At 68.7% G+C, this 25,630-nt stretch carries 27 protein-coding genes; 24 read left to right on the top strand and 3 right to left on the bottom strand.

Features of this window, described 5'->3' with window-relative positions:
• Positions 1 to 41: 41 nt before the first annotated feature.
• Positions 42 to 1,019 carry a hypothetical protein gene (locus ACWCSD_RS00755; RefSeq protein WP_449912234.1) on the top strand — a complete coding sequence of 326 codons (978 nt, stop codon included), beginning with the start codon at positions 42 to 44 and terminating at the stop codon, positions 1,017 to 1,019.
• Positions 1,020 to 1,029: 10 nt separating this feature from the next.
• Complete coding sequence (locus tag ACWCSD_RS00750; protein ID WP_357966334.1) at positions 1,030 to 1,272, top strand: hypothetical protein; 243 nt, start codon at positions 1,030 to 1,032, stop codon at positions 1,270 to 1,272.
• 165 nt (positions 1,273 to 1,437) lie between these two features.
• On the opposite strand, the gene ACWCSD_RS00745 is transcribed toward ACWCSD_RS00750, so the two are convergent.
• Positions 1,438 to 1,659 (bottom strand): BldC family transcriptional regulator, encoded by a 222-nt coding sequence (locus ACWCSD_RS00745; protein WP_026214226.1) that lies wholly within the window; start codon positions 1,657 to 1,659, stop codon positions 1,438 to 1,440.
• Positions 1,660 to 1,916: 257 nt separating this feature from the next.
• Between ACWCSD_RS00745 and ACWCSD_RS00740 the strand changes: the two genes are divergently transcribed.
• Complete coding sequence (locus ACWCSD_RS00740) at positions 1,917 to 2,135, top strand: DUF4229 domain-containing protein (protein WP_352357263.1); 219 nt, start codon at positions 1,917 to 1,919, stop codon at positions 2,133 to 2,135.
• Here ACWCSD_RS00740 and ACWCSD_RS00735 read toward each other — a convergent pair.
• Positions 2,132 to 3,337 carry a hypothetical protein gene (locus ACWCSD_RS00735; RefSeq protein WP_449912231.1) on the bottom strand — a complete coding sequence of 402 codons (1,206 nt, stop codon included), beginning with the start codon at positions 3,335 to 3,337 and terminating at the stop codon, positions 2,132 to 2,134. The genes ACWCSD_RS00740 and ACWCSD_RS00735 overlap by 4 nt on opposite strands.
• A 150-nt stretch (positions 3,338 to 3,487) precedes the next feature.
• Between ACWCSD_RS00735 and ACWCSD_RS00730 the strand changes: the two genes are divergently transcribed.
• The 18 genes from ACWCSD_RS00730 (at position 3,488) to ACWCSD_RS00645 (ending at position 22,547) form a co-directional block, all read left to right on the top strand.
• Positions 3,488 to 4,204 (top strand): demethylmenaquinone methyltransferase, encoded by a 717-nt coding sequence (locus ACWCSD_RS00730; protein WP_364327303.1) that lies wholly within the window; start codon positions 3,488 to 3,490, stop codon positions 4,202 to 4,204.
• Between the two features lie 437 nt (positions 4,205 to 4,641).
• Positions 4,642 to 4,803, top strand: coding sequence for a DUF397 domain-containing protein (locus ACWCSD_RS00725; protein WP_449912229.1), 162 nt, complete (start codon positions 4,642 to 4,644; stop codon positions 4,801 to 4,803).
• A 183-nt stretch (positions 4,804 to 4,986) separates the two neighbouring features.
• Positions 4,987 to 6,240, top strand: a complete 1,254-nt coding sequence (locus ACWCSD_RS00720) for a geranylgeranyl reductase family protein (protein WP_352322514.1) — start codon at positions 4,987 to 4,989, stop codon at positions 6,238 to 6,240.
• Positions 6,241 to 6,304: 64 nt separating this feature from the next.
• The gene (locus ACWCSD_RS00715; protein ID WP_352322513.1) at positions 6,305 to 6,700 is read left to right on the top strand and encodes an NADH-quinone oxidoreductase subunit A; all 396 of its coding nucleotides are present in this window, start codon (positions 6,305 to 6,307) and stop codon (positions 6,698 to 6,700) included.
• A 2-nt stretch (positions 6,701 to 6,702) separates the two neighbouring features.
• Positions 6,703 to 7,254, top strand: a complete 552-nt coding sequence (locus ACWCSD_RS00710) for a NuoB/complex I 20 kDa subunit family protein (protein WP_352322512.1) — start codon at positions 6,703 to 6,705, stop codon at positions 7,252 to 7,254.
• A 98-nt stretch (positions 7,255 to 7,352) separates the two neighbouring features.
• Positions 7,353 to 7,958, top strand: a complete 606-nt coding sequence (locus ACWCSD_RS00705; protein WP_358290768.1) for an NADH-quinone oxidoreductase subunit C — start codon at positions 7,353 to 7,355, stop codon at positions 7,956 to 7,958.
• Positions 7,955 to 9,280 carry an NADH-quinone oxidoreductase subunit D gene (locus ACWCSD_RS00700; RefSeq protein ID WP_358290248.1) on the top strand — a complete coding sequence of 442 codons (1,326 nt, stop codon included), beginning with the start codon at positions 7,955 to 7,957 and terminating at the stop codon, positions 9,278 to 9,280. The genes ACWCSD_RS00705 and ACWCSD_RS00700 overlap by 4 nt, the downstream gene beginning before the upstream one ends.
• Positions 9,277 to 9,933, top strand: coding sequence for an NADH-quinone oxidoreductase subunit NuoE (gene nuoE, locus ACWCSD_RS00695; RefSeq protein ID WP_387678071.1), 657 nt, complete (start codon positions 9,277 to 9,279; stop codon positions 9,931 to 9,933). Before ACWCSD_RS00700 ends, nuoE begins: the two co-directional genes overlap by 4 nt.
• On the top strand, positions 9,930 to 11,222 hold the full coding sequence (nuoF, locus tag ACWCSD_RS00690; RefSeq protein WP_352322509.1) for an NADH-quinone oxidoreductase subunit NuoF: 1,293 nt from the start codon (positions 9,930 to 9,932) through the stop codon (positions 11,220 to 11,222). Before nuoE ends, nuoF begins: the two co-directional genes overlap by 4 nt.
• Positions 11,219 to 13,606, top strand: coding sequence for an NADH-quinone oxidoreductase subunit G (locus ACWCSD_RS00685; protein WP_449912225.1), 2,388 nt, complete (start codon positions 11,219 to 11,221; stop codon positions 13,604 to 13,606). The genes nuoF and ACWCSD_RS00685 overlap by 4 nt, the downstream gene beginning before the upstream one ends.
• Positions 13,603 to 14,907, top strand: a complete 1,305-nt coding sequence (gene nuoH / locus ACWCSD_RS00680; RefSeq protein WP_352322507.1) for an NADH-quinone oxidoreductase subunit NuoH — start codon at positions 13,603 to 13,605, stop codon at positions 14,905 to 14,907. The genes ACWCSD_RS00685 and nuoH overlap by 4 nt, the downstream gene beginning before the upstream one ends.
• Positions 14,894 to 15,409 (top strand): NADH-quinone oxidoreductase subunit NuoI, encoded by a 516-nt coding sequence (gene nuoI, locus ACWCSD_RS00675; protein ID WP_352357245.1) that lies wholly within the window; start codon positions 14,894 to 14,896, stop codon positions 15,407 to 15,409. Before nuoH ends, nuoI begins: the two co-directional genes overlap by 14 nt.
• The gene (locus tag ACWCSD_RS00670) at positions 15,402 to 16,184 is read left to right on the top strand and encodes an NADH-quinone oxidoreductase subunit J (protein ID WP_352357243.1); all 783 of its coding nucleotides are present in this window, start codon (positions 15,402 to 15,404) and stop codon (positions 16,182 to 16,184) included. The genes nuoI and ACWCSD_RS00670 overlap by 8 nt, the downstream gene beginning before the upstream one ends.
• Positions 16,181 to 16,477, top strand: coding sequence for an NADH-quinone oxidoreductase subunit NuoK (gene nuoK, locus ACWCSD_RS00665; RefSeq protein WP_352322504.1), 297 nt, complete (start codon positions 16,181 to 16,183; stop codon positions 16,475 to 16,477). The genes ACWCSD_RS00670 and nuoK overlap by 4 nt, the downstream gene beginning before the upstream one ends.
• A gap of 73 nt (positions 16,478 to 16,550) precedes the next feature.
• A complete protein-coding gene (gene nuoL, locus ACWCSD_RS00660) occupies positions 16,551 to 18,401 on the top strand; it encodes an NADH-quinone oxidoreductase subunit L (protein ID WP_397155891.1) in 1,851 nt (616 codons plus the stop codon).
• On the top strand, positions 18,401 to 19,960 hold the full coding sequence (locus tag ACWCSD_RS00655; protein WP_352322502.1) for an NADH-quinone oxidoreductase subunit M: 1,560 nt from the start codon (positions 18,401 to 18,403) through the stop codon (positions 19,958 to 19,960). Before nuoL ends, ACWCSD_RS00655 begins: the two co-directional genes overlap by 1 nt.
• Positions 19,957 to 21,546, top strand: coding sequence for an NADH-quinone oxidoreductase subunit NuoN (gene nuoN, locus ACWCSD_RS00650; protein WP_358290238.1), 1,590 nt, complete (start codon positions 19,957 to 19,959; stop codon positions 21,544 to 21,546). The genes ACWCSD_RS00655 and nuoN overlap by 4 nt, the downstream gene beginning before the upstream one ends.
• A gap of 11 nt (positions 21,547 to 21,557) precedes the next feature.
• Positions 21,558 to 22,547, top strand: a complete 990-nt coding sequence (locus ACWCSD_RS00645) for a polyprenyl synthetase family protein (RefSeq protein WP_387678081.1) — start codon at positions 21,558 to 21,560, stop codon at positions 22,545 to 22,547.
• Here the strand turns inward: ACWCSD_RS00645 and rarD are convergent.
• Positions 22,509 to 23,438 carry an EamA family transporter RarD gene (gene rarD, locus ACWCSD_RS00640; protein WP_397154583.1) on the bottom strand — a complete coding sequence of 310 codons (930 nt, stop codon included), beginning with the start codon at positions 23,436 to 23,438 and terminating at the stop codon, positions 22,509 to 22,511. The genes ACWCSD_RS00645 and rarD overlap by 39 nt on opposite strands.
• Before the next feature lie 170 nt (positions 23,439 to 23,608).
• Here rarD and msrA point away from each other — a divergent pair, with 170 nt between their 5' ends.
• The 3 genes from msrA to ACWCSD_RS00625 are packed head-to-tail and all read left to right on the top strand — an operon-like array spanning position 23,609 to position 25,157.
• Positions 23,609 to 24,271 (top strand): peptide-methionine (S)-S-oxide reductase MsrA, encoded by a 663-nt coding sequence (gene msrA / locus ACWCSD_RS00635; RefSeq protein ID WP_449912220.1) that lies wholly within the window; start codon positions 23,609 to 23,611, stop codon positions 24,269 to 24,271.
• Between the two features lie 55 nt (positions 24,272 to 24,326).
• Entirely contained in the window at positions 24,327 to 24,635 is a 309-nt protein-coding gene (locus tag ACWCSD_RS00630; protein WP_397154579.1) for a type II toxin-antitoxin system prevent-host-death family antitoxin, read from the top strand.
• 3 nt (positions 24,636 to 24,638) lie between these two features.
• Positions 24,639 to 25,157, top strand: coding sequence for a type II toxin-antitoxin system RelE/ParE family toxin (locus ACWCSD_RS00625; RefSeq protein WP_397154577.1), 519 nt, complete (start codon positions 24,639 to 24,641; stop codon positions 25,155 to 25,157).
• Positions 25,158 to 25,630 lie beyond the last annotated feature (473 nt).

The following is a 25,630-nucleotide window of genomic DNA, read 5'->3' as shown; positions in this document are numbered from 1 at the left end:
GTGGAACCCGGTTCGCCATGGACGCGGCGTGAAGGGGTGCGATGGCCTTTTCTCACGACAAGGGCCGACATCGGCGCGGCCGTTGGTGGCGCCGCGGGTCGTACCTGTTCTCGCGGCGTGACGAGGCTCCTCCGGACGCGGACCGTTCCTTCTGGTCCCGACGGAAGGAGAGCCGCCCGGAGGCCCCGAGAGAGCAGCTCAAGGACGCCGAGCGGCGCAGGGAGCAGCAGCCGGAGCGGTTCGCCCGTCCCGGCGGCACCCAGCGGCGCGAGGTCACCTGGGACGGCCTCTCGCTGCGCGAGCGCGCGCCACGCCTGCCCGCCGCCGTCGCCGAACGCCCCCGCTACACCTGGTACGACTTCGAGCTCGACGACACGCCGCCCAGGGCCCAGCCCAACAGGCCGGAGGCCCCCTCCATCGGCGACGGGCTGCGCCACTGCGGCAAGCTGGAGAAGATCCTCCACCGCCAGTGGGACGCCCGGCACGGCCCGCCCTCCAAGGACGCCGTACGCGCGGTGGAGAGCCTGGCCCGGCTGCCCGACCGGCTGAAGGAGCTGCTGGCCGCCGGTCTCGAAGGCATCTACGTCGGCCCCGGCGGCGTCCCCGACCTCGACGACATGGGCTACTTACGCGGCGCGCCGCTCCCGTCCGGCCGGGCCACCTGGGACATCTGCGCCGGCGCGTACGGCGACCGCAAGATCGTGGTGGGCGACCGCCCCTCACCCACGCCGGACGTGATGATGCACGAGGTCGGCCACGCCATCGACGACCTGGACTCGTTCCACGGTGAATGGGTGTCGGACTCGCCGGAGTTCGTCCGGCTCTACGAGAACGCCTTCCCCAAGCTGGCCTCGACCTTCCACCGGCAGGGCAACGGCCTGGGCCGCAAGGAGTTCTTCGCCGACGCCTTCGCCGCCATCGCCGCCCGCCAGCGCCCGGCCCTGGTCGACATGCTCGGCGGCGACACACGGATGGCGCTCGACGTCATGCTCTTCTTCAACCGGCGCTACGGAATCTAGGTGATCAGCCATGTACGTCATCCGGCTCGCTGACGGGACCCTGCGCGTGCCGCAGAGCCTGACCAGCGAAGACGGGCGTCTGATCGGCAACGCGTACGTGGACGTGCAGCCCGGCGATCCCGACTACGACAAGTGGCTGCCCGAGTCGCTGACCGAGGAGGAGGCGGCCGAGCGCCGCAGTCGCTGGGAAGAGGAGAACGACGACCTCGAACGCGAGTTCCTGGCCTTCAAAGCCAGCCAGGAGGACGCCTGAGAAGGACCGGCGCCAGCCACGGTCGGCGGTTGGCGCCGCCCCGTGCCTGCCGTCGGGAAGTGTGGCCCGCAGGCACGCTCGACCACGGCCTCACGACGTGAGGCGGATTGAGGTCCCGCCAGCGGTGATCCTGGCGGATCTCAGGATCACCGACTAGACGGAACGTCAGACGCGCGGGGACTCACCTGCTGGCCTGTCGGCCGTGAGAACGTCCTCGCCTCGAAGAAGGGCGTGCACTTCCGACTCGCGGAAGCGCCGGTGCCCTCCGGGGGTGCGGATACTGCTGATGCGGCCTGCCGCAGCCCAGCGCGTAACCGTCTTTGGGTCTACCCGGAAGAGGGCGGCAACCTCTCCTGGGGTCAGCAGACGCTCGCTGCTACTCTCCACCAATCTCTCCCCCTCGCATCCCGCTTCCTGCCAGCGGGCGGACAGGTAACCAGTGTGTCGAGCGAAGCCTGATTTATCCGTGGTTTTCGACAAAGATCACGGGTTGTTATCAGCTGACTGCCCGATTGTTATATGATAGAGCCTCTTTGGGGCTCTCGTGGGTGTTTCTTTACGAAACACCCTTACTGGGCACAGTAGCAGCGCTCGCGTCCGATGCGAAGAGCGACCGCTACGCAGGGACGAGTAACCTCGAACCCGTGCATCCCGTTCTCGTTTACACCGCGTCGCGGATCGGCCTGTTTGTCGTGACCCTGGGTGTTCTGTACCTCGTCGGCCTGCAAAACCCGCTGTTCCTGCTCGCAGCCGCTTTCGTGATCAGCGGCATTGCCAGCTACGTGCTGCTGTCGAGGCAGCGTGACGCCGTCAGCGCACGGCTCAGCGGCCGGATCGACCGGCCGGAGCCGCAGGACGACTAGGGCAGGGGGAACATGCCAATCCGGGCATGGTACTCCCGTCCGAGTCGCGTTGTGTCACTACCGACTAGTAGGCCGGTCTTGTGCGCCAGAAATGCCTTCACGCCGATGCCCCGCTCCCGGCCGGGATTCCAGGCGAGCGCCTTTCCCGTACGCGGATGAATGGCGCCGATGCCCTCGCGGGGCACCGCTCCGGGGCCGGCCGAGTCGCGGCCCTGCGGATTGTCCAGCCAGCGCTGGTGGCCGCCGACATACACGGCTGAGCCGGTGACCGCCACCGCGTAGAGCGAGTCGCCGCCGGTGGCGTTGGTCCAGGTCGGCCTGACGTCCGGGCCTGCGGCGTACGTCTCGAAGCGGGCCGCCGTGTCGCACATGCGGCCCTTCGGGCCCCCGGTCGTGACCACCACGAAGGAGCGGCCGTCGGGTGCGAAGTCCAGGCCGCGCACGTAGGAGGGGAACGCCTCCGCGCAGCGCTGGGCGTAGACCTCGGTGCGCCAGTCGGCGACCCTGGCCACGGGCCCGCTGACGTCGATCAGCCCGAGCTGCGGCCGGGACCGCCCGCCCAGCGTGGTGAACGAGCCGTCGACCGCCAGCCGGCCGCCCGACAGGGCGAGGGCCTGGACCTTCACCCTGGGCGTGAGCGGCTCGCCCGGCGTGACGGCGAAGCCGGGGTCGGCCACGCCCGTCGCGGCGTCGAGCCCGGCCAGGGCGACGCGCGGCCGGACGAAGTCGCCGCCGACGTAGAGCCTGGAGCCGTTCCTGACCACGGCGGTGACCATGCCCCCGTCGATCCGGGGCATGAAGCCGTCGACGAGCTGCCCGTCGGCGACGTTGATCCGGGCGAGCGCGCGGGCACCGACGTTGTTGACGCCGGGGAAGGCGCCGCCCACGTAGACCGTGCCGTGGTCGCCGGCGGCCAGCCCGTAGACCGGCCCGGCGACGGACGGCGCGAAGCCGCGCAGGATGCGGCCGGTCGCCAGGTCGTAGGCGAACAGGTTGGCCCGGCGCAGCGTGTACGTGCGCCCGGCGTCGCTGACCTCGCTGAACGAGCCGCCGACGACGACGGTGCCACCGACCAGCGCGATGGCGTTGACGATGCCGTCGAGGACGTGGGGGGTGTTGTCGACCGGGTCGGCCGAGACCACGCGGGAGTGCGCGACGGGGGCCGAGGCGATGATCGCCGCAAGGGCGACACGGGCAAGCATTCACCAACAACTAGCAGACGTTCGGTAGCGGTGCCGCTACTTTGCGTCAATTGCCGCAAGGGCCGGGCTCGCCGGCGGCCCGGTGGTGGCTGGTCAAAGGCCGTAACGCCCGGCGAATACCGCACGGGCCGCCTGAGTACTCTTGTCCGCATGACGCGCGCTCAGTTGGACAAGCAGCCGGACGAGGTCGCCGCGATGTTCGATCGCACCGCCCGGCGCTACGACCTGGTCAACGACGTGGCCTCGCTGTGGCAGGTCAGGCTCTGGCGCAAGGCCGTGGCCGCCGCCGTCGACGCGGGGCCCGGCGAGGTCGTGCTCGACCTGGGGGCCGGCACCGGCACCTCCACCGACAGCTTCACCGGCCTCGGCGCCCGCGCGGTGGCCTCCGACTTCTCCCTCGGCATGTTGCGCACGGGCGTGCAGCGGCACGGCGGCAACGCGCTGAGCGGGCCCGGCATCCCGTTCGTGGCCGGCGACGCGATGCGGCTGCCGTTCGCCGACGACGTCTTCGACGCGGTGACGATCTCGGTGGCGCTGCGCAACGTGCACGACACCTCGCAGGCGCTGCGCGAGATGCTCCGCGTGACCAGGCCGGGCGGCCGGCTGGTGATCCTGGAGTTCTCGCACGTCACGTTCGGGCCGTTCGACCTGGTCTACCGCGAATACCTGATGAGGGCCCTGCCCAAGGTGGCCAAGGTGTTCGGCTCCAACGACGACTCCTACGACTACCTGGCCGAGTCCATCAGGGACTGGCCCGACCAGCGGGCGCTGGCCCGGACGATCGGCGACGCCGGCTGGGAGCGGGTCGCCTGGCGCAACCTGACGATGGGCATCGTCGCCGTCCACCGGGCGTTCAAGCCCGCCTGAGCCGCGAGGCGGGCGGCCATGGCGGGAGTTCCTGGAATCGTTTTCCGGCTTTCCGCCCGTCTCGGCTTTGATGTGTCGGAGGGAAGCCGCGTGCAATTCCCGCTGGGATGACTTCAGGGCCTCTTTCCGGGACGAAACCAGGGGCGAGGATTGCCATCGCACTTTGTGGGCATATCTCTCGATTTCTCGGAAGGAGCCCCGCCGGCTGCTGATGGAGGAGCCGCCGCTGCGCTGCTCGACCGCGCTCGACGAGGCCGTGCCGCGCCGGCGCTTCGGGACACCGCCATGGACGAGGAGGAATCGCGGGAATTCATCGCGTCGTCGGCAGATCAATCGTAACGACATGGTTATCGCGGCGCGTCTTGCAGGTCCGGCCGATCTTCTGTTGGCTACCGTCATTGGTCCAGACCAATGAGACTCGGGAGGTAGTCCGTCCGATGAGCGGCCCCACTGTCTCGCCGGGCGGACGGCGCAGGAGCAGTCTCAGCGCGGCCGCCGGCGAGTGCGTCGAGTTCGCCCGGAGCACGACCGGCGACGGGCTGTCGCGTGACTCGAAAGACCTCTCGGGCGGAGTGCGCAACGCCGAGTTCGAAGTCTGACGTTCCCGTGCCCGGCCCTTCGTTGACGACGGAGGGCCTTCTTGTGTCCAGGATCCGTACCCCGACTGCCACTATGTACAGGAAAAGCAGTAGACTGCGGGCCGACAAGTTTGTGAAGGGGTTCACAAAGGAACGAAGGCGCAAGACCCCGAGGCCTTCGAGCGTGTAGGACAGGACAGTCCAGTGACCGTGCCACCAGCCATACAGGCTGACGCCGACGTCATCGTCGTCGGCGCCGGTCCCGCCGGTTCCGCAACCGCCTTTTACCTCGCTCAGGCCGGTCTCGACGTGCTGCTCCTGGAGAAGACCAGGTTCCCCCGCGAGAAGGTCTGCGGCGACGGCCTGACGCCACGTGCCGTCAAGCAGTTGCTCAACATGGGCGTCGACATCGACGCGCCCGGCTGGATCAGGAACAAGGGCCTGCGCGTCGTCGGCGGCGGCCTCCGCTTCGAGCTCGACTGGCCGCAGTTGGAGCGCTTCCCCGACTTCGGCCTGGTCCGCACCCGCAAGGACTTCGACCAGATCGTCGCGGCCAACGCGGTCAAGAACGGCGTGCGCCTCATGGAGGGCGTCACCGTGACCGGGCCGGTGCTCGACGACCGCAGCGGGCACATCGTCGGCGTGCGCACCAAGGACGGCGCGACGTACCGCAGCCGGGTGGTCGTGGCGGCCGACGGCAACAGCACCCGCCTGGCGATCGGCATGGGCCTGCACAAGCGGGAGGACCGGCCCATGGGCGTGGCCGTCCGCACCTACTTCGAGAGCCCCCGCCACGACGACGACTACCTGGAGACCTGGCTGGAGCTGTGGGACGGCGACACCCTGCTGCCCGGCTACGGCTGGGTGTTCGGGGTCGGCGACGGCACCGCCAACGTCGGGCTCGGGCTGCTCAACACCAGCGCCCAGTTCGGCAACATCGACTACCGCGACCTGTTGAAGCGCTGGTGCAGGGCCATGCCGGCCGACTGGGGCTTCACCGAGGAGAACATGACGGCCCCCATCCGCGGCGCCGCTCTCCCGATGGCCTTCAACAGGCAGCCGCACTACACCCGGGGTCTTATCCTCGTGGGTGACTCCGGCGGGTCCATCAACCCGTTCAACGGCGAGGGCATCGCCTACGCCATGGAGACCGGCGAGATCGCCGCCGAGATCATCGCGAAGGCACTCAAGGACACCACTCCCGCACAGCGCGAGCGGATCCTGAGGACCTACCCCCAGGTGATGAAGGACGCCTACGGCGGCTACTTCACACTAGGGAGGTTGTTCGTCGAGGCGATTGGGAAGCCGGGTGTGATGAGCTTCGGGACCAGGCACGGCCTGCCACACCCGAGGCTGATGCGCTTCGCGCTCAAGCTCCTTGGTAATCTCACCGACCGGCGAGGCGATGCGTCCGACATGATCATCAACGCTCTCTCGAAGGTCGCCCCACCAGCATGATTCCCACGACAGACACATCAAGCTGCGCGCCCGCGCGCGCGGCGACTCCAGAGGAGGCGTAGCGATGGACCTTTACGTGCCCATCCTGGTGCTCGCCGTTCTCGCGGGGGGCTTCGCGATCTTCTCGGTCGCCATCGCTCCCTTCACCGGACCCAAGCGCTGGAACCGCGCCAAGCTTGACGCCTATGAATGCGGCATCGAGCCGACGCCCCAGCCGGTCGGTGGCGGACGGTTCCCGCTCAAATACATGATCACCGCGATGCTCTTCATCGTGTTCGACATCGAGATCATCTTCCTCTACCCGTGGGCGGTCTCCTTCGCGCCGCTGAAGAACGACGCGGGCACCACCATCGCGTCCGGCCTCGGGCTGTTCGCGCTGGTCGAGATGCTGCTGTTCATCGTCACCGTGCTCGTCGCGTACGCGTACGTGTGGCGCCGCAAGGGTCTGGACTGGGACTGAAAATGGGACTTGAAGAGAAACTCCCCAGCGGGTTCATCCTCAGCACGGTCGAAGCCGCCGCAGGATGGGCGCGGAAGAGCTCGGTGTGGCCGGCCACGTTCGGCCTCGCGTGTTGCGCCATCGAGCTGATGGCCACCGGTGGCCCCCACTACGACCTGGCGCGCTTCGGCATGGAGCGCGCTTCGGCGTCTCCTCGCCAGGCCGACCTCATGATCGTCGCCGGGCGCGTGTCGCAGAAGATGGCGCCCGTCCTGCGGCAGATCTACGACCAGATGGCCGAGCCCAAGTGGGTCATCGCCATGGGCGTGTGCGCCTCCAGCGGCGGCATGTTCAACAACTACGCCATCGTGCAGGGCGTCGACCACGTCGTGCCGGTCGACATCTACCTGCCCGGCTGCCCGCCGCGGCCCGAGATGCTGATCGACGCGATCGTGAAGCTGCACGACAAGATCCAGAACATGAAGTTCGGCGCTCACCGCGCCAAGCAGATCGAGGACCTCGAACTGCGGGCGCTGCGCACGCTGCCGCTGATCGACCAGGGGGCCGGAAAGTGACCTCGCCCGACCACCTTCCCGGGAGCCCGGAGAGCGGGGAGGCCCCCGAGGCCGCCTCGGTCCCGGCCGTCCCCGAGGCGCCCGTCGCCCGGCACGGCATGTTCGGCGCGCACGACTCCGGCGACACCTCCGGCTACGGCGGTCTCGTCGTTCGCCGGGCGCCGCAGATCTCCACGCCCCGCCCGTACGGCGGCTACTTCGACGAGCTGGTCGACGCCCTCGCCCTCGACGACGCCATCGAGCGCGTCGTGGTCGACCGCGGCGAGCTGACCCTGCACGTCCGCCGCGAGCGTCTGGTGGAGGTCGCCCAGAAGCTGCGCGACGACCCGGCCCTGCGTTTCGAGCTGTCGCTCGGCGTCTCCGGGGTGCACTACCCGCACCTGAAGGGCGAGGAGCTGCACGCCGTCTACCACCTGTGCTCGATCACCCACAACAGGCGCGTGCGCCTGGAGGTCAGCGCACCGGACACCGACCCGCACATTCCATCGACCGTGGGCGTTTACCCTGGTCATGACTGGCATGAGCGGGAGACGTACGACTTCTTCGGAATCGTCTTCGACGGCCATCCGTCGCTCACCCGGATCATGATGCCGGATGACTGGGACGGTCACCCGCAGCGCAAGGACTACCCGCTCGGCGGCATCCCGGTCGAGTACCGGGGCGCCACCATCCCCTCGCCGGACCAGAGGAGGTCTTACTCATGAGCACCGCTTATGACGAGGCGACAGAGGGCAAGGTCTACTCGGTCACCGGCGGAGACTGGGACGAGGTCGTCGGCGGCGCGCGCGACACCGAGGAAGAGCGCCTGGTCGTCAACATGGGCCCGCAGCACCCGTCCACGCACGGCGTGCTCCGCCTGGTCCTGACGCTCGACGGTGAGACGGTCACCGAGGCGCGCAGCGTCATCGGCTACCTGCACACCGGCATCGAGAAGAACATGGAGTACCGGACGTGGACCCAGGGGACCACGTTCGTGACCCGCATGGACTACCTCTCGCCGATCTTCAACGAGACCGCGTACTGCATGGGCGTGGAGAAGCTGCTCGGCATCACCGACCGCGTGCCCGAGCGGGCGCAGGCCATCCGCGTGATGATGATGGAGCTCAACCGCATCGCCTCGCACCTGGTCGCGATGGGCACGTTCGGCATGGAGCTGGGCGCGACCACGCCGTTCCTGTTCGGCTACCGCGACCGTGAAATGATCATGGACCTGTTCGAGTACATCACGGGTCTGCGCATGAACCACGCCTACGTCAGGCCGGGCGGCGTCAGCGTCGACCTGCCCGCGGGCGCGGTCGACAAGGTGGGCGAGTTCCTCAAGGAGATGCCCAAGCGGATCAAGGACATCCGCAAGCTCCTCGACGAGAACCCCGTCTACGTGCGCCGCACCAAGGACGTGGGCTACCTCGACCTGACCGGCTGCATGGCGCTGGGCATCACCGGCCCGATCCTGCGCGCCGCCGGGCTGCCCTGGGACCTGCGCAAGTCGCAGCCCTACTCCGGCTACGAGACGTACGAGTTCGAGGTCGCCACCGAGCGCGGCTGCGACGTCTACTCGCGCTACCTCGTGCGCATGCGGGAGATGGAGGAGTCGCTCAAGATCATCGAGCAGGCTCTCGACCGCATCGCCGGCCCGCTCAAGGGCGACCCGGTCATGATCGAGGACAAGAAGATCGGCTGGCCCGCGCAGCTCGCGCTCGGCCCCGACGGCTTCGGCAACTCGCCCGACCACATCGCGCACATCATGGGCAGCTCGATGGAGGCCCTGATCCACCACTTCAAGCTGGTGACCGAGGGCTTCCGGGTCCCGGCCGGCCAGGCGTACGCGAGCATCGAGTCGCCCAAGGGCGAGCTCGGGGCGCACGTCGTCAGCGACGGCGGCACCCGCCCGTACCGCGTGCACTTCCGCGAGCCTTCCTTCTGCAACCTGCAGGGCTTCCCCGCCATGGCGGAGGGCGGCCAGGTCGCCGACGTGATCGCCGCGGTGGCTTCTATCGACCCCGTCATGGGAGGTGTGGACCGGTGACTTACTCACCGGAAGTCCGCGAGCGTCTCGAACAGGACGCCAAGGAGATCATCGGCCGCTACCCCAAGACGCGGTCCGCCCTGCTGCCGCTGCTCCACCTCGTGCAGTCGGCCGACGGCTACGTCTCCGACGACGGCAAGGAGTTCTGCGCCGAGATGCTGGGCCTGAGCAAGGCCGAGGTCACCGGCGTGGCCACCTTCTACACGATGTACAAGCGCAAGCCGGCCGGCGACTACCACGTCGGCGTCTGCATCAACGCGCTGTGCGCCGTCATGGGCGGCGACGAGATCTGGGACGAGCTGTCCGAGCACGTCGGCGTCGGCCACGAGGAGACCACCGGCGACGGCAAGATCTCGCTGGAGCGCCTGGAGTGCAACGCGGCCTGCGACTTCGCCCCGGTCATGATGGTCAACTGGGAGTTCTTCGACAACCAGACCCCCGACTCGGCCAAGCAGCTCGTCGACGACCTGCGTGACGGCAAGGACGTGCGGCCGACCCGCGGACCGAAGAAGCTCTGCACCTTCAAGGAGGCCTCGCGCGTGCTCGCGGGCCTGCCCGACGACCTGGCGGGCGACGGCCCGTCGGCCGCCGGCCCCTCGCTGGAGGGCCTGAAGGTGGCCAAGGCCAACGGATGGAAGGCCCCCGAGGCATGAGCACCACACTGACCCCGGTCCTGACCGCCAACTGGGACCAGGCCGACTCCTTCACCCTCGACGGCTACGGCGGTGACTACAAGGCGGCCAAGAAGGCGCTGGGCATGGACCCCGACGCCGTCATCCAGGCGGTCAAGGACTCCGGCCTGCGCGGCCGCGGCGGCGCGGGCTTCCCCACCGGCATGAAGTGGGGATTCATCCCGCAGGGCGACGGCAAGCCCCACTACCTCGTCGTCAACGCCGACGAGTCGGAGCCGGGCACCTGCAAGGACATCCCGCTGATGATGGCCAACCCGCACTCGCTGGTCGAGGGCGTCATCATCACCGCGTTCGCGATCAGGGCCAACTACGCCTTCATCTACGTGCGCGGCGAGGTGCTGCACGTCATCCGACGGCTGCACGCGGCCGTGCGCGAGGCGTACGAGAAGGGCTTCCTGGGCGAGGACATCTTCGGCTCCGGGTACAACCTGGAGCTCGTCGTGCACAGCGGCGCCGGCGCGTACATCTGCGGCGAGGAGACGGCGCTGCTCGACTCGCTGGAGGGCTTCAGAGGTCAACCGCGACTCAAGCCCCCGTTCCCGGCCGTGGCGGGCCTGTACGCCTCGCCGACTGTCGTGAACAACGTCGAGTCGATCGCCAGTGTTCCCTCGATCATCAGCAACGGCGCCGACTGGTTCGCCTCGATGGGCACCGAGAAGTCCAAGGGCTTCGGCATCTTCTCCCTCAGCGGCCACGTCACCAGGCCCGGCCAGTACGAGGCCCCGCTCGGCATCACGCTGCGCGAGCTGCTCGACATGGCCGGCGGCATCCGCGAGGGGCACCAGATCAAGTTCTGGACCCCGGGCGGCTCGTCCACGCCGATCTTCACCGACGAGCACCTCGACGTGCCGCTCGACTTCGAGGCCGTCGGCGCCAAGGGCTCGATGCTCGGCACCCGCGCGCTGCAGATCTTCGACGAGACCACCTGCGTGGTCCGCACGGTGCTGCGCTGGACCGAGTTCTACGCCCACGAGTCCTGCGGCAAGTGCACGCCGTGCCGCGAGGGCACGTACTGGCTCAAGCAGGTGCTCAAGCGCCTGGAGAAGGGCCAGGGCACCGAGGAGGACCTGTCCACGATCACCGACATCGCGGACAACATCCTCGGCCGCTCGTTCTGCGCCCTCGGCGACGGCGCGACCAGCCCGATCCACTCCTCGGTGAAGTACTTCCGCGAGGAGTACCTCAAGCACTTCGAGATCGGCGGCTGCCCGTTCGACCCGAAGAAGTCCACTCTCTGGGGTGAGCAGTGACCGTCGTAGAAACAGAAACCACCCTGGTGACCCTCACCATCGACGGGTTCCAGGTCAGTGTCCCCAAGGGCACCCTGATCATCAGGGCCGCCGAGCTGCTGGGCATCCAGATCCCCCGGTTCTGCGACCACCCGCTGCTCGACCCGGCGGCCAACTGCCGCCAGTGCCTCGTCGACATCCCCGACGCGGGCAACGGCCGCGGCTTCCCCAAGCCGCAGCCGTCCTGCGCGATCGAGGTCGCCGAGGGCATGGTCGTGCAGACCCAGCTCACCTCGCCGGTCGCCGAGAAGGCGCAGCGCGGGGCCATGGAGCTGCTGCTGATGAACCACCCGCTCGACTGCCCGGTCTGCGACAAGGGCGGCGAGTGCCCCCTGCAGAACCAGGCCATGTCGAACGGCCAGGGCGAGTCGCGGTTCCAGGAGCAGAAGCGCACGTTCCCCAAGCCGCTGCCGCTGTCCACGCAGGTGCTGCTCGACCGTGAGCGCTGCGTCCAGTGCGCCCGCTGCATCCGCTTCTCCGACCAGATCGCCGGCGACCCGCTCATCGAGTTCTTCGAGCGCGGCGCCAAGGAGCAGGTCCGGGTCGCCGACGGCAAGCCGTTCAACTCCTACTTCTCCGGCAACACGGTGCAGATCTGCCCGGTCGGCGCGCTCACCGGCGCGGCCTACCGGTTCCGGGCGCGCCCGTTCGACCTGGTCTCCACGCCGAGCGCGTGCGAGCACTGCGCGTCGGGCTGCTCCCTGCGCACCGACCACCGGCGCGGCCGGGTGACCCGCCGCCTGGCGGGCAACGACCCGCAGGTGAACGAGGAGTGGAACTGCGACAAGGGCCGCTGGGCCTTCTCCTACGCCACCCAGCCCGACCGGCTCAAGACGCCTCTGGTGCGCAACGAGGAAGGCGTGCTCGTGCCCGCCTCGTGGCCGGAGGCGCTGGCGGTCGCCGCCGAGGGTCTGGCCGCCGCCCGCGGCCGGGCCGGCGTGCTGGTCGGCGGCCGGGTCACGGTCGAGGACGCCTACGCCTACAGCAAGTTCGCCCGGGTCGCGCTGGGCAGCAACGACATCGACTTCCGCGCCCGTCCGCACTCCGCCGAGGAGGCGCAGTTCCTGGCGCACGCGGTCGCCGGCAAGGGCATCGAGATCAGCTACACCGACCTTGAGAAGGCTCCGGCCGTGCTGCTCGTCGGGTTCGAGCCCGAGGAGGAGTCGCCGATCGTCTTCCTGCGCCTGCGCAAGGCGTGGCAGAAGAAGGGGCTGAAGGTCACCGCGATCGCGCCGTTCGCCTCCGCCGGGCTGGCCAAGATGGGCGGCACGCTCATCGCCACCGCCCCGGGCGCCGAGGCCGACGCGATCGGCGACCTGGTCGGCACGCTGGCCGAGGGCACGATCGTGCTGGCCGGCGAGCGGCTGGCCACCGTGCCGGGCGCGCTGTCGGCCCTGGTCCGCCTCGGCGCCGGCTCCGGCGTCCGGCTGGCCTGGGTGCCGCGCAGGGCCGGTGAGCGCGGCGCGCTCGAAGCCGGCGCGCTGCCCAACCTGCTGCCGATCGGCCGTCCCGTGGACGACGAGGCCGCCAGGACCGAGGTCGCCAGGGTCTGGAACGTGGGCTCGCTGCCCGCCGTGCCCGGCCGCGACACCGACGGCATCATCGCCGCCGCCCGCGCCGGCGAGATCGACGCGCTGGTCGTGGCCGGCGTTGACCCGCACGACCTGGCCGACCCGGCCGCCGCGCTGGAGGCGCTGGAGAACACGCCGTTCATCGTCAGCCTGGAGATCCGCGCCAGCGCCGTCACCGACCGCGCCGACGTGGTGCTGCCGGTCGCGGCGGTGCAGGAGAAGGGCGGCACGTTCGTCAACTGGGAGGGCAGGGGCCGCTCGTTCGAGGCGCCGCTGCGCGTGCCCGGCCTCCAGAGCGACCTGGCCGTCATCGGCAACCTCGCCGACCGCATGGACGTGCACCTCGGCCTGCCGGACGCCAAGGCCGTCCGGCGCGAGCTGGCCAGCCTCGGCGCCTGGCGCGGGGTCCGCGTCGCCGCGCCGAGCACCGCCACCCGCGCCCAGGCCGCCCCGGCGGCCGGCGAGGCGCTGCTGGCGACCTGGCACCTGCTGCTCGACGAGGGCAGGCTCCAGGACGGCGAGCCGTACCTGGCCGGCACCGCCCGCGCCACCGAGGCGCTGGTGTCGGCGGCCACTGCGGCCGAGATCGGCGTCATCGACGGCGACAAGCTCGTCGTCGGCGGCCCCGGCCCCAACGCGGTCACGCTGCCGGTCCGCGTCGCCGACCTGCCCGACCGGGTGGTCTGGGTGCCGGCGAACTCCGGCGGCTGCTCGGTCACGCGCGACCTGCGCGCGCTGGCCGGCGACATCGTCACGATCGGGAGCGCATCATGACCCACGTTCTCGCGGCCGATCCCACCCTTGCCGACTTCGGCAAGGACCCGCTGTGGATCACCATCATCAAGGCCGTGATGCTGTTCGCCTTCCTGATGCTGGGCATCCTGTTCGGCGTCTGGTACGAGCGCAAGCTGATCTCGCGGATGCAGCACCGCTACGGCCCCAACCGGGCCGGCAAGTTCGGTCTGCTCCAGTCGGTGGCCGACGGCATCAAGATGGGTCTGAAGGAGGACATCTTCCCGCGGACCGTGGACAAGGTGCTCTACCTGCTGGCCCCCGTGATCATGGTCGTGCCGGCGTTCCTGGCCTTCTCGATCGTGCCGTTCGCGCCGATGGTCAACCTGTTCGGCGTCCAGACGCCGCTGCAGCTCGTCGACCTGCCGGTGGCGGTGCTGTTCATGCTGGCCATGGGCGCCATCTCGGTCTACGGCGTGGTGCTGGCCGGCTGGTCGTCGCGCTCGCCGTACGCGCTGCTGGGCGGTCTGCGGTCGGCGGCGCAGGTGGTCTCGTACGAGATCGCGATGGGCCTGTCGTTCGTGGCGATCTTCCTGTTCGCCGGGACGCTGTCCACCTCCGAGATCGTCAAGGCGCAGGGCGAGCAGGGCTGGTTCGTCTTCCTGCTGATCCCGTCGTTCGTGATCTACGTGATCTGCATGTTCGGCGAGGCCGCCCGAATCCCGTTCGACCTCCCCGAGGGCGAGGGTGAGCTGGTCGGCGGCTTCCAGACCGAGTACTCCTCGTCCCTGAAGTTCGCGCTCATCATGATGGGCGAGTACCTGCACACCTTCACCGCCTCGGGCATCGCGGTCACCCTGTTCCTGGGCGGCTGGCGGGCCCCGTGGCCGATCTCCCTGTGGGACGGCGCCAACACGGGCTGGTGGCCGGTGCTGTGGTTCTTCATCAAGTTCGTGCTGACCTTCAGCTTCATCGTGTGGGTGCGTGCCTCGCTGCCGCGCGTGCGCTACGACCAGCTCATGTCCCTGGGCTGGAAGGTGCTGATCCCGGTGAACCTGGCCTGGATCCTGCTCGTCGCCGCGGCTCGCAACGTGGTCGTCAACGAGGGCAACAAGACGGTCGGCATCGTGATCGGCGCGGTCATCGTGGTCGGCGCGCTGGCCATCTGGATGCGGTTCGACACCGTCAACCAGCGGCGCAAGGAGGCGCGCAAGGCCGAGGTGGAGGCCGAGTTCGAGCAACTGTCCGACGAGCCGACGGCCGGCGGCTTCCCTGTGCCGCCGCTCGATCTGCCGCACTACCACGGGGTGCAGCACAAGGAGATTCCCAGTGGGACTAACTGATTGGCTGAACCCCGTCAAGGGCTTCGGGGTCACCTTCCACACGATGTTCAAGAAGCCCGTCACGACCAACTACCCGGAGGTCAAGAAGCCGACGGCTCCTCGCTTCCACGGTCGTCACCAGCTCAACCGCTGGCCGGACGGGCTGGAGAAGTGCGTCGGGTGCGAGCTGTGCGCGTGGGCGTGTCCGGCGGACGCGATCTACGTCGAGGGCGCGGACAACACCGACGAGGAGCGCTTCTCGCCGGGTGAGCGTTACGGGCGCACGTACCAGATCAACTATCTGCGGTGCATCCTGTGCGGCCTGTGCATCGAGGCCTGCCCGACCCGCGCGCTCACCATGACCAACGAGTACGAGCTCGCCGACAGCAGCCGCGAGAGCCTCATCTACACCAAGGAGATGCTCCTCGCGGACCTGACGCCGGGCATGGAGCAGCCGCCCCACCCGATGCGTCTCGGCGAGACCGAAGAGGACTACTACCGGCTGGGACGAACCAATGGGTGAGACCATCACATTCTGGGTTCTCGCCGTCGTATCCGTCGGCGCGGCGCTCGGCATGGTCTTCAACAGGAAGGCCGTCTACTCAGCGCTGATGCTCGGCACCGTGATGCTCTGCCTCGCGGTGCTCTACGCCGTCCAGGACGCGCCCTTCCTCGCCGCGGTGCAGATCATCGTCTACACCGGCGCCATCATGATGCTGTTCCTGTTCGTGCTCATGCTGGTGGGCGTGGACTCCTCCGACTCCTTCGTGGAGACGCTGAGGGGCCAGCGCTTCTGGGGCGCCCTCGCGGCCCTCGGCTTCGCCGTCCTGATCATCCTGGCGGTGGGCAACGCGATCTTCTCCGGTGAGGCCGGCCTGGCGCAGGCCACGGCGCAGGGCGGCTACGTCCGCTCGATCGCGCTGCTGCTGTTCACCAAGTACGTCTTCGCGTTCGAGGTCACCTCGGCCCTGCTGATCACCGCCGCCCTGGGCGCGATGGTCCTGGCGCACCGGGAGAAGTTCACCGAGAAGGCCACGCAGAAGGACCTCTCGCGCGCCCGGTTCCTCGGCGAGCGTCCCTCGCCGCTGCCCGGCCCCGGCACCTACGCCAGGAACAACGCCATCGACATGCCGGCGCTGCTGCCCGACGGCTCGGTCGCGGAGTCGTCGGTCAACCGCTACATCGCCCGCTACGACGTCGAGCACGGCCACCTCCCCGAGGACCCGAAGCTCGCCGAGGCCATCAAGCACACGGCCGAGGATGACGCCGAGGAGACGACCAACGAGGTGACCAAGTGACGACCCACTACCTGATCCTGTCGGGTGTGCTGTTCGCGATCGGCGCGCTCGGCGTGCTGATCAGGCGCAACGCGATCGTGGTGTTCATGTGCGTCGAGCTCATGCTCAACGCCTGCAACCTCGCGTTCGTCACCTTCGCCAGGCAGAACGGCAACCTGGAGGGCCAGATCATCGCGTTCTTCGTGATGGTGGTGGCCGCGGCCGAGGTCGTCGTCGGCCTGGCCATCATCGTGACGATCTTCCGAACCCGCAGGTCCGCGTCCGTCGACGACGCCAACCTGCTGAAGTACTAAGAGGTGACTGGTGGAATCTCCTGCTGAGATCGTCCAGCACACCGCCGGTGGCGCGATCGGGGTCTCCTGGTTGATGATCGCTCTCCCCTTGTTGGGGGCGTTCATCCTCCTGGTGTTCAACCGGTTCACCAACCGGTGGGGCCACCTGCTGGGCGTGGCCATGTCCCTCGCCTCGTTCGTCGTGGCTGTGCTGGCGTTCTTCGAAATCCTCGGACTCGGGGACGATCAGCGTCGCCAGGCCGTGCATCTGTACGAGTTCATCCCCGGCATGGTCGACATGGGGCTGCTCATCGACCCGCTGTCGATCAGCTTCGCCCTTCTGATCACCGGTGTCGGATCGCTGATCCACATCTACTCGATCGGCTACATGTCGCACGACGAGCACCGGCGCAGGTTCTTCGCGTACCTGAACCTGTTCGTCGCCGCGATGCTCCTGCTGGTGCTGTCCGACAACTACGTCGGGTTGTTCATCGGCTGGGAGGGCGTGGGTCTCGCGTCCTACCTGCTGATCGGGTTCTGGCAGTTCAAGCCCTCGGCGGCGGTCGCGGCGAAGAAGGCGTTCGTCGTCAACCGCGTCGGTGACTTCGGCCTGCTGGTCGGCATGTTCATCATCTGGACCACGTTCGGCACGCTGAGCTTCGGCAAGCTGACGCACGCGGTCGTCTCAGGTCAGGGCGACGGCACGCTCACGGCCATCGGCCTGCTGCTGCTCCTCGGCGCGTGCGGCAAGTCGGCGCAGCTCCCGCTGCAGTCCTGGCTCCTCGACGCCATGGAGGGCCCGACCCCGGTCTCGGCCCTGATCCACGCGGCGACCATGGTCACCGCCGGCGTCTACCTGGTCGTGCGATCCGGCGCGTTCTTCGAGGCGTCCGACGTCGCCTCGCTGGTCGTGACGATCGTCGGTGTGGCCACGCTGCTCGCCGGTGCGATCATCGGTTGTGCGAAGGACGACATCAAGAAGGGCCTGGCCGGCTCGACGATGTCGCAGATCGGCTACATGATGCTCGGCGCGGGCCTCGGCCCGGCGGGCTACGCCTTCGCCATCGCGCACCTCATCGCCCACGGCTTCTTCAAGGCCGACATGTTCCTCGGCGCCGGATCGGTCATGCACGGCATGAACGACGAGGTGAACATGAGGAAGTACGGCGGCCTGCGCAAGTTCATGCCGATCACGTTCGTCACGTTCATGGTGGGCTACCTCGCCATCATCGGCTTCCCGTTCCTGTCCGGCTTCTACACCAAGGACGGGATCATCGAGACGGCCATGGAGCACGGCGCCTGGATGGGCTGGCTGGCCGTCCTGGGCGCGGGCATCACCGGCTTCTACATGTCGCGCATGATCTTCATGACGTTCTTCGGCGAGAAGCGCTGGGACAAGGAAGCACACCCGCACGAGTCGCCCGCGGTGATGACTCTGCCGCTGATCCTGCTGTCGGTCGGCTCGGTCGTCCTCGGCTACTTCCTCATCAACGACAACCGCCTGATGAAGTTCCTCTCGCCGGCCGTCGGCCTGCCCGAGGAGCTGCCGTCGTTCCACGTGTTCAGCACCACGACGGTGGGTCTGGCGACGCTCGTGCTCGTGGCCATCGGCGCGGCCTACGCGTGGATGCGCTACGGTCGCGCGCAGGTGCCGGTGGTGCAGCCGCGCGGCTCCTTCCTCACCACGTTCGCCCGCCGTGACCTGTACGGCGACGCCCTCAACGAGTCCCTGTTCATGCGTCCCGGCCAGTGGCTGACCCGCATCGCGGTGTTCTTCGACAACCGCGGCGTCGACGGGCTGGTCAACGGTCTGGCGGCAGGCATCGGCGGGAGCTCGGGTCGCCTGCGCAGGCTCCAGACGGGCTTCGCGCGAACGTACGCGCTGTCCATCCTGATCGGTGCCGCCCTGCTGACCGGCGCCCTGCTCCTCGTTGGGAACATCTGATGTCACCCTGGCTCCCGATACTCATGGCGGTGCCCGTTGTGGGCGCCATCGTGGTGGCCCTGCTTCCCAAGGGCGGCGACAAGCTGGCCAAGCAGGTCACGCTGGCGGTCTCGCTGCTGACGATGGTGCTGACGGGCGTCATGGCCGCCGGGTTCAAGCCCGGTGGCGAGCGCTTCCAGTTCAAGGCGGAGTACGACTGGATCCCGAGCTTCGGCGTGAAGTTCGGGGTCGGCGTCGACGGCGTCGCCCTGGTGCTGATCGCCCTGTCGGTCGTGCTGGTGCCGATCGTCGTCCTGGCCTCCTGGCACGACGCCGACGGCGTCAGGACCGCGGACGGCACGCTGATCACGCCCAAGCGGTCGGTCAAGACGTACTTCTCGCTGCTGCTCGTCCTTGAGACGATGATGATCGGGGTCTTCGCGGCGACCGACGTCTTCCTCTTCTACGTGTTCTTCGAAGCCATGCTGATCCCGATGTACTTCATGATCGGGTCGTACGGCGGCGCCCAGCGGTCGTACGCGGCCGTCAAGTTCCTGCTGTACTCGCTCTTCGGCGGCCTGCTCATGCTGGTCGCGGTCATCGGCCTGTACGTGCTGGCGAACAAGGGCACGTTCATGTTCGAGCCGCTCGTCGGGGCCATCAAGGACCCGACGACGCAGAAGTGGCTGTTCGGCGGCTTCTTCATCGCCTTCGCCATCAAGGCGCCGCTCTGGCCGGTGCACACCTGGCTGCCCGACGCGGCCGCCCAGGCCCCGGCCGGCGCCGCTGTGCTGCTCGTGGGCGTGCTCGACAAGGTCGGCACGTTCGGCATGCTCCGCTTCTGCCTGGAGCTGTTCCCCGACGCGGCCAAGGCGTTCACGATGCCGATCGTCGTCCTGGCGGTCATCAGCATCATCTACGGCGCGATCGTGGCCATCGGCCAGACCGACATGAAGCGGCTCATCGCCTACACGTCGATCTCGCACTTCGGCTTCATCGTGCTCGGCGTCTTCGCCATGTCGTCGGTCGCCCAGTCCGGCGCGGCCCTCTACATGGTCAACCACGGCTTCGCCACGGGCGCGCTGTTCCTCGCCGCCGGGTTCCTCATCGCCCGGCGCGGCTCGCCGTTCATCGCCGACTACGGCGGCGTCCAGAAGGTCGCCCCGGTGCTCGCCGGCTTCTTCCTGGTCGCCGGTCTGGCCGGTCTCTCGCTGCCCGGACTGTCGTCCTTCGTCAGCGAGTTCATGGTGATGATCGGCACGTACTCCAGCGAGGCGCACGGCTCCGGCGCGCTGACGGTGGCCGCGATCATCTCCGCGGTGGCCGTGATCCTGGCCGCCGTCTACATCCTGTGGATGGTCCAGCGCACCCTGAACGGCCCGACCGCCGAGCCGGTCAAGGCGTTCAAGGACCTCAACGCCCGGGAGATCTGGGTGCTGGCGCCGCTGGTCGCGCTGATCATCGGGTTCGGCTTCTTCCCCAAGCCGCTGCTCGACGTGATCAACCCGTCCGTGCAGCAGACGCTGACCAACGTGCACGTACCCACTGCCACCATCGCTGAGAAGGGGACAGGTCAGTGAACGACGTCATCCCAGCGCCGACGATCGAGTACGGCACGCTGGCGCCGTTGCTGATCATCTTCGGCGCTGCCTGCATCGGCGTGCTCGTCGAGGCGTTCGCGCCCCGCTACCTGCGCAAGTCCATCCACGTCCCGCTCACGCTGCTCAGCCTGATCGGCGCGTTCGCGCTGGTCATCCTGCAGGTCATGCGCGGCGTGCCCACCCAGGCCGCCGCCATGGGCGCGGTCGCGGTGGACGGTCCCGCGCTGTTCATCTGGGGCGTGATCATCGTCCTGTCGTTCGTGTCGGTGCTGCTGATCAACGACGAGGGCCACTTCGTGGCCTCGGCGGCGGCCGTGCCGGGCAGTGCGGACGAGGAGGAGGCCGAGGCGGCCGACAACGGCGCCGGGCAGACCGAGGTCTACCCGCTGGTGCTGTTCGCGGTCGGCGGCATGCTGCTCTTCCCGGCCTCGCACGACCTGCTGACGATGTTCGTGGCCCTTGAGGTCATGTCGCTGCCGCTGTACCTGCTGTGCGGCCTGGCCCGCCGGCGCCGCCTGCTGTCGCAGGAGGCTTCGATGAAGTACTTCCTGCTCGGCGCGTTCTCCTCGGCGTTCTTCCTGTACGGCACCGCCATGATCTACGGCTACGCGGGCACCGTCTCGCTGCCCGGGATCAACGCCGCCCTGGCCAAGGGCGCGCTGCTCGACCCGCTGCTCATGGCCGGGCTCGCGCTGCTCGGCGTCGGCCTGCTGTTCAAGATCGGTGCCGCGCCCTTCCAGGCGTGGAAGCCCGACGTCTACCAGGGCGCCCCGACCCCCATCACCGCTCTCATGGCCTCCGGCACGCTCGTCGCGGCCGTCGGCGCCCTGCTGCGGGTGTTCTGGGTCGGTCTGGGCAACCTGGACTGGAACTGGCGGCCGGTCATCTGGGCCGTCGCGGCCCTGACGATGATCGTCGGCTCGATCCTGGCGATCACGCAGACCGACATCAAGCGCATGCTGGCCTACTCCTCCATCGCGCACGCGGGCTTCCTGCTCGTCGGCGTGATGGCGACGTTCGGCTCGGCCGGGCAGAACGCCCAGTCGCTCAAGTCGATCCTGTTCTACCTGGCGGTCTACGGCATCACCACGGTCGGCGCGTTCGCGGTGGTCACGCTGGTGCGCGACCCCGGCGGCGAGGCGGGACACCTGTCGCGCTGGGCCGGGCTCGGCAAGCGGTCGCCGGTGCTCGCCGGGGTGTTCGCCTTCTTCCTGCTCGCCTTCGCCGGAATCCCGCTGACCAGCGGCTTCTTCGGCAAGTACGCCGTGTTCGCGGCCGCGCTGAACAGCGGCACGCAGCCCGGCGACTCGATGGGCGGCTGGATGGCCGGCCTGGTCGTGGTGGGCGTGGTGGCCTCGGCCATCGCCGCCTTCTTCTACGTCCGGGTCATCGTGCTGATGTTCTTCAGCGAGCCCGCGGCCGACGGCCCGGCGATCTCGGTGCCCAGTATGGGGACCGTGGCCGTCATCGCCGTTTCCCTGCTGGTTACCGTAGGAGTGGGGCTCTACCCGGAGACCCTCCTCGGTGTCGCCAACGACGCCGCTTCGGCACTGTTCATTAGATAAGGGGATCTCGTATGTCTGCGCCGCCCGTGGTTGACCTTCCCATCGAGGACGAACGGTTGGCGCAGGACGTGGCCACCGGATTGGCCGCGGTCGAGAAGCTCCTGCGCTCGTCGGTGGAGAGCGAGGACGCCTTCGTCACGGAGGCGTCCAAGCACCTCATCGAGGCGGGCGGCAAGCGGTTCCGCACACTGATGGTGCTGCTCGCGGCCCAGTTCGGCGACCCTTCCGCGCCGGGCGTCGTGCCCGGCGCGGTGGTCATCGAACTGACCCACCTGGGCTCGCTCTACCACGACGACGTCATGGACGAGGCCCCGGTGCGCCGGGGCTCGCCCTCGGCCAACGCCCGGTGGGACAACACCGTGGCGATCCTCACCGGCGACTACCTGTTCGCCCAGGCCTCGGACCTCCTGGCCGACCTCGGCCCCGAGCTCATCCGCATCCAGGCCCAGACGTTCTCCCGCCTCGTCCAGGGGCAGATCCGCGAGACGGTCGGCCCGCGCGACGGCGAGGACCCCGTCGGCCACTACCTGAGCGTCCTGGCCGACAAGACGGGCTCCCTCATCGCCGCCTCCGGCCGGTTCGGCGCGCTGCTGTCCGGCGCCCCCGCCGACGTCGAGGAGCGGCTGAGCCGCGCCTGCGAGGCCGTCGGCGTGGCCTGGCAGCTCGGCGACGACCTGCTCGACGTGGCCTCCTCGGGCGCCCAGTCGGGCAAGACCCCCGGCACCGACCTGCGCGAGGGCGTCCACACCCTGCCGGTCCTCTACGCGCTCACCAGCGGCGAGCAGTCGCGGCTGACCGAGCTGCTGTCCGGCCCGGTGCCGGAGGAGCACGTGGAGGAGGCGCTCACCCTGCTGCGGGCCCACCCGGCCATGGAGCGGGCCCGCGCCGAGCTGACCGCGTGGGTCGACCGGGCCCGCGTCGACCTCTCCGCCCTGCCCGACATCCCGGCCAGGGCGGCGTTCCTAGCTCTCTGCGACTACGTGGTCGAGCGTTCGGGCTGACCGCCTGACCCGGGCGGCCGTCCGTGCCGCCCGGAGGCTGTCGTAGGTGAAGATGGCCAGGGCCAGCCACACGATCGAGAACCCGATCCACCGGCTGGGCGGCATGACCTCGCCGGCGATCGTCACCCCCACGATGAACTGCAGGATCGGCGCGATGTACTGCAGCACCCCGACGGTGCTCAGCGGCACCCGGATGGCCGCCGCGCCGAAGAAGATCAGCGGCACGGCCGTGATGATCCCGGCCCCCACCAGCAGCAGCGCGTGCCCGAGCCCCTGCTGCCCGAACGTGGCCTGCCCCGCGAACTCCAGATAGATCAGGTATCCGAGCGCCGGCAGCAGCAGCACCAGCGTCTCGACGGCCAGGCTCTCGGTGGCGGCCACGTTCGCCTGCTTCTTGACCAGCCCGTACACGCCGAAGCTGACGGCGAGCGTGAGCGCGATCCAGGGGAGCCTGCCGTAGTCCAGGGTCAGCACGACCACCGCCAGCGCCGCGAAGCCGACCGCCGTCCACTGCAGCGGACGCAGCCGCTCCCGCAGCACCAGTACTCCGAACAGCACGCTGACCAGCGGGTTGATGAAGTACCCGAGGGCGCTCTCGACCACGTGGCCGGTGTTGACCGCGTAGATGTAGGTGCCCCAGTTGACGGTGATGACGATGGCGGCGATCGTCAGCAGGACGAGCTTGCGCGGTTGCCGGGCCAGCTCCCTGAACCAGCTCCAGTGCCGGCGCACGGCCAGCGCGACGGCGACGGCGACCAGTGACCAGACCATCCGATGAGCCAGGATCTCCACGGCTCCGGACGGTTTGAGCAGCGGCCAGTACAGGGGGAACAGCCCCCACATGGTGTAGGCGGCGATCCCGAACAGTACACCGCGCCGAAGGTCAGGCATGTAACCCATTTTCGGGCCTTACCAGCTTAAATACAAATGTGTGTCACTATACGGGAATGTTTAGGCGTCCTTAACTGTTCGGGCGTTGTGTAGGCGCAATCCCGCCACCCACGCCACGCCGCCGCCCGCGGCGCTTGCGTAGGGTGGAGACACCTGATGGAGGTGGCACGATGGGCTGGCTGTTCGGCGGCAACAAGACATCGATGGTCCGTCCCGAGGACGCTCTGCCGGGCCGCTCGGAGGCGATGCCGGTGCCCGCGCGGCACGCGGTCCTCGACGCTCCGCTCGCCCCGCCGTACCCCTCGGGCCTGGAGGTGGCCGACTTCGGGCTGGGCTGCTTCTGGGGGGCCGAGCGCAAGTTCTGGCAGACGCCCGGGGTGGTGACGACCGCCGTCGGGTACCAGGGCGGCTACACCCCCAACCCGACGTACGAGGAGGTCTGCAGCGGCCTCACCGGGCACACCGAGGCCGTCCGGGTGGTGTTCGACCCGGCCCAGGTGTCGTACGAGGAGCTGCTGAAGGTCTTCTGGGAGAACCACGACCCGACGCAGGGCATGCGCCAGGGCAACGACACCGGCACGCAGTACCGGTCGGCGATCTACTACCACTCGCCGGAGCAGGAGAAGGCGGCGGAGACGTCCCGCGCCGCCTACCAGCAGGTCCTCACCCAGGCCGGCTACGGCACCATAACCACCGAAATAGCCCAGGCCAAGCCTTTCTACTACGCCGAGGACTATCACCAGCAATATCTCTTTAAAGTGCCCAACGGGTACTGCGGGATCGGTGGCACGGGCGTCGCCTGCCCGGTGGGCCTGACGTCCGGCGAGGCATGAGCCGAACGCGGGCCCAAGCATCGCACTTCTGTGCAGATAGATATACAGTTAATGCATGACTGTTCTGCACGAAGCTACTGAGCTGAGCGTCACAGAGGCGGCCCAGCGAGGGGTTGCCCGTCTGGTGGCTGATGCGGAGCAGGGGACCGATCTGGTGGTCACCCGTCGGCGTCAGCCAGTGGCGGCCGTGGTGAGTATCCGCCGGCTCAACGAGCTGGAGGAGGCGGCGGCTGATCTGCGTGATCTGGCGCTGGTGCTCGCCCGGTCGGTTACGGACACAGGGGAGCGGGTCTCACTCGATGAGGTGCTTGCCGCTTTCGGACATACTCGCGAGTCGCTGTCCGCCATCCCGGACGATGAGTGAATCGTGTCCGACGTCGCCTTCACGGCGCCGGCGGTCGACGACCTTCGGCGGATCGGCCCAGACGCGGTACCCAAGGTGCTCAAGAAGATCCTTCTCCTGCTGGACAACCCTGAAGCTGGTTATCCGCTTGGCGGGGAACTGACCGGTTTCCGGAAGCTGGTGGTCGGTCGCAACACCTGGCGTGTCGTCTACCGCATCACCGAGGACAAGTCGGTGGAGATCTGCGAAGTGTGGGCTGTCGGTGAACGTGCCGACGCCGAAGTGTACGAGGAGGCGACGGCGAGGGTCCGGGAGGCGGGTGCGGGCCGGCCCGAGATCATCCAGCTCGGCCAGGTGATCGAACGCCTTGGCAGGCTGGCCGATCACCTTCGGGTGGAGAAGGCACCTCCCAGAGAACCCGTTCCAGATTGGCTCGCGGACCGGTTGATCTTCACGGTCGGGATGGCGCGTGAGGACGTTGCCGCTCTTGACCTTCAAGAGGCGGTCGACAGGTGGGCTGAGTACCGGTCCAAGGCTCCTTAGGTCGTGCATCCATTGCCTGAAGCGCAGCGCCATCACCAGCAGTACCTGTACAAAGTCCCCAACGGCTACTGCGGCCATGGCCTGCCCGGTCGGCCTGACCTCCGGCGAGGCGTAGACCTACGGAGATAGCTAGATCCTGGCTCATGGTCGCCCGGCACGTCCGGCGTCGATCATGGGCCAGAGCCGTCTTCGGCGACAACCTTCCTTACGGGTTCAATGGCTCGCTGCGCTCGCCACGGGGTCGCCGGCCCGCTCAGCGGTCTGGCGGGCTTGCGCGTGCGGCCTGGGGGCCGTTCGCGCCCGCCACCGCACGCGGGCCGGCGGCCCCGACGATGAGCTTCAAGTCTCTGCCGCCCCGCTTCCGGTGCTCGGGCCTGGAGGCCCTGCGCTCCGGGTCGGGTTGCCATCGATCTACCCGGGTTGCTCCCTGTGGTGGAGGCTGGCGTGTTGCGGGGCTGTTTCAAACGCTTCGA

It is taken from the genome of Nonomuraea sp. NPDC001684 (genome assembly GCF_053596515.1).
This window is presented reverse-complemented; position numbering and strand designations above follow the sequence as displayed.

Coding starts and splice junctions, on each gene's coding strand:
- rarD (WP_397154583.1), bottom strand. CDS start 23,438: ATGCCTGACCTTCGGCGCGGTGTACTGTTCGGGATCGCCGCCTACACC.
- nuoF (WP_352322509.1), top strand. CDS start 9,930: ATGAGCACCACACTGACCCCGGTCCTGACCGCCAACTGGGACCAGGCC.
- ACWCSD_RS00735 (WP_449912231.1), bottom strand. CDS start 3,337: ATGCTTGCCCGTGTCGCCCTTGCGGCGATCATCGCCTCGGCCCCCGTC.
- ACWCSD_RS00725 (WP_449912229.1), top strand. CDS start 4,642: ATGAGCGGCCCCACTGTCTCGCCGGGCGGACGGCGCAGGAGCAGTCTC.
- ACWCSD_RS00700 (WP_358290248.1), top strand. CDS start 7,955: ATGAGCACCGCTTATGACGAGGCGACAGAGGGCAAGGTCTACTCGGTC.
- ACWCSD_RS00715 (WP_352322513.1), top strand. CDS start 6,305: ATGGACCTTTACGTGCCCATCCTGGTGCTCGCCGTTCTCGCGGGGGGC.
- nuoH (WP_352322507.1), top strand. CDS start 13,603: ATGACCCACGTTCTCGCGGCCGATCCCACCCTTGCCGACTTCGGCAAG.
- ACWCSD_RS00645 (WP_387678081.1), top strand. CDS start 21,558: ATGTCTGCGCCGCCCGTGGTTGACCTTCCCATCGAGGACGAACGGTTG.
- ACWCSD_RS00705 (WP_358290768.1), top strand. CDS start 7,353: ATGTTCGGCGCGCACGACTCCGGCGACACCTCCGGCTACGGCGGTCTC.
- nuoL (WP_397155891.1), top strand. CDS start 16,551: ATGATCGCTCTCCCCTTGTTGGGGGCGTTCATCCTCCTGGTGTTCAAC.
- ACWCSD_RS00630 (WP_397154579.1), top strand. CDS start 24,327: ATGACTGTTCTGCACGAAGCTACTGAGCTGAGCGTCACAGAGGCGGCC.
- ACWCSD_RS00710 (WP_352322512.1), top strand. CDS start 6,703: ATGGGACTTGAAGAGAAACTCCCCAGCGGGTTCATCCTCAGCACGGTC.
- ACWCSD_RS00670 (WP_352357243.1), top strand. CDS start 15,402: ATGGGTGAGACCATCACATTCTGGGTTCTCGCCGTCGTATCCGTCGGC.
- ACWCSD_RS00750 (WP_357966334.1), top strand. CDS start 1,030: ATGTACGTCATCCGGCTCGCTGACGGGACCCTGCGCGTGCCGCAGAGC.
- msrA (WP_449912220.1), top strand. CDS start 23,609: ATGGGCTGGCTGTTCGGCGGCAACAAGACATCGATGGTCCGTCCCGAG.
- ACWCSD_RS00655 (WP_352322502.1), top strand. CDS start 18,401: ATGTCACCCTGGCTCCCGATACTCATGGCGGTGCCCGTTGTGGGCGCC.
- ACWCSD_RS00755 (WP_449912234.1), top strand. CDS start 42: ATGGCCTTTTCTCACGACAAGGGCCGACATCGGCGCGGCCGTTGGTGG.
- ACWCSD_RS00730 (WP_364327303.1), top strand. CDS start 3,488: ATGACGCGCGCTCAGTTGGACAAGCAGCCGGACGAGGTCGCCGCGATG.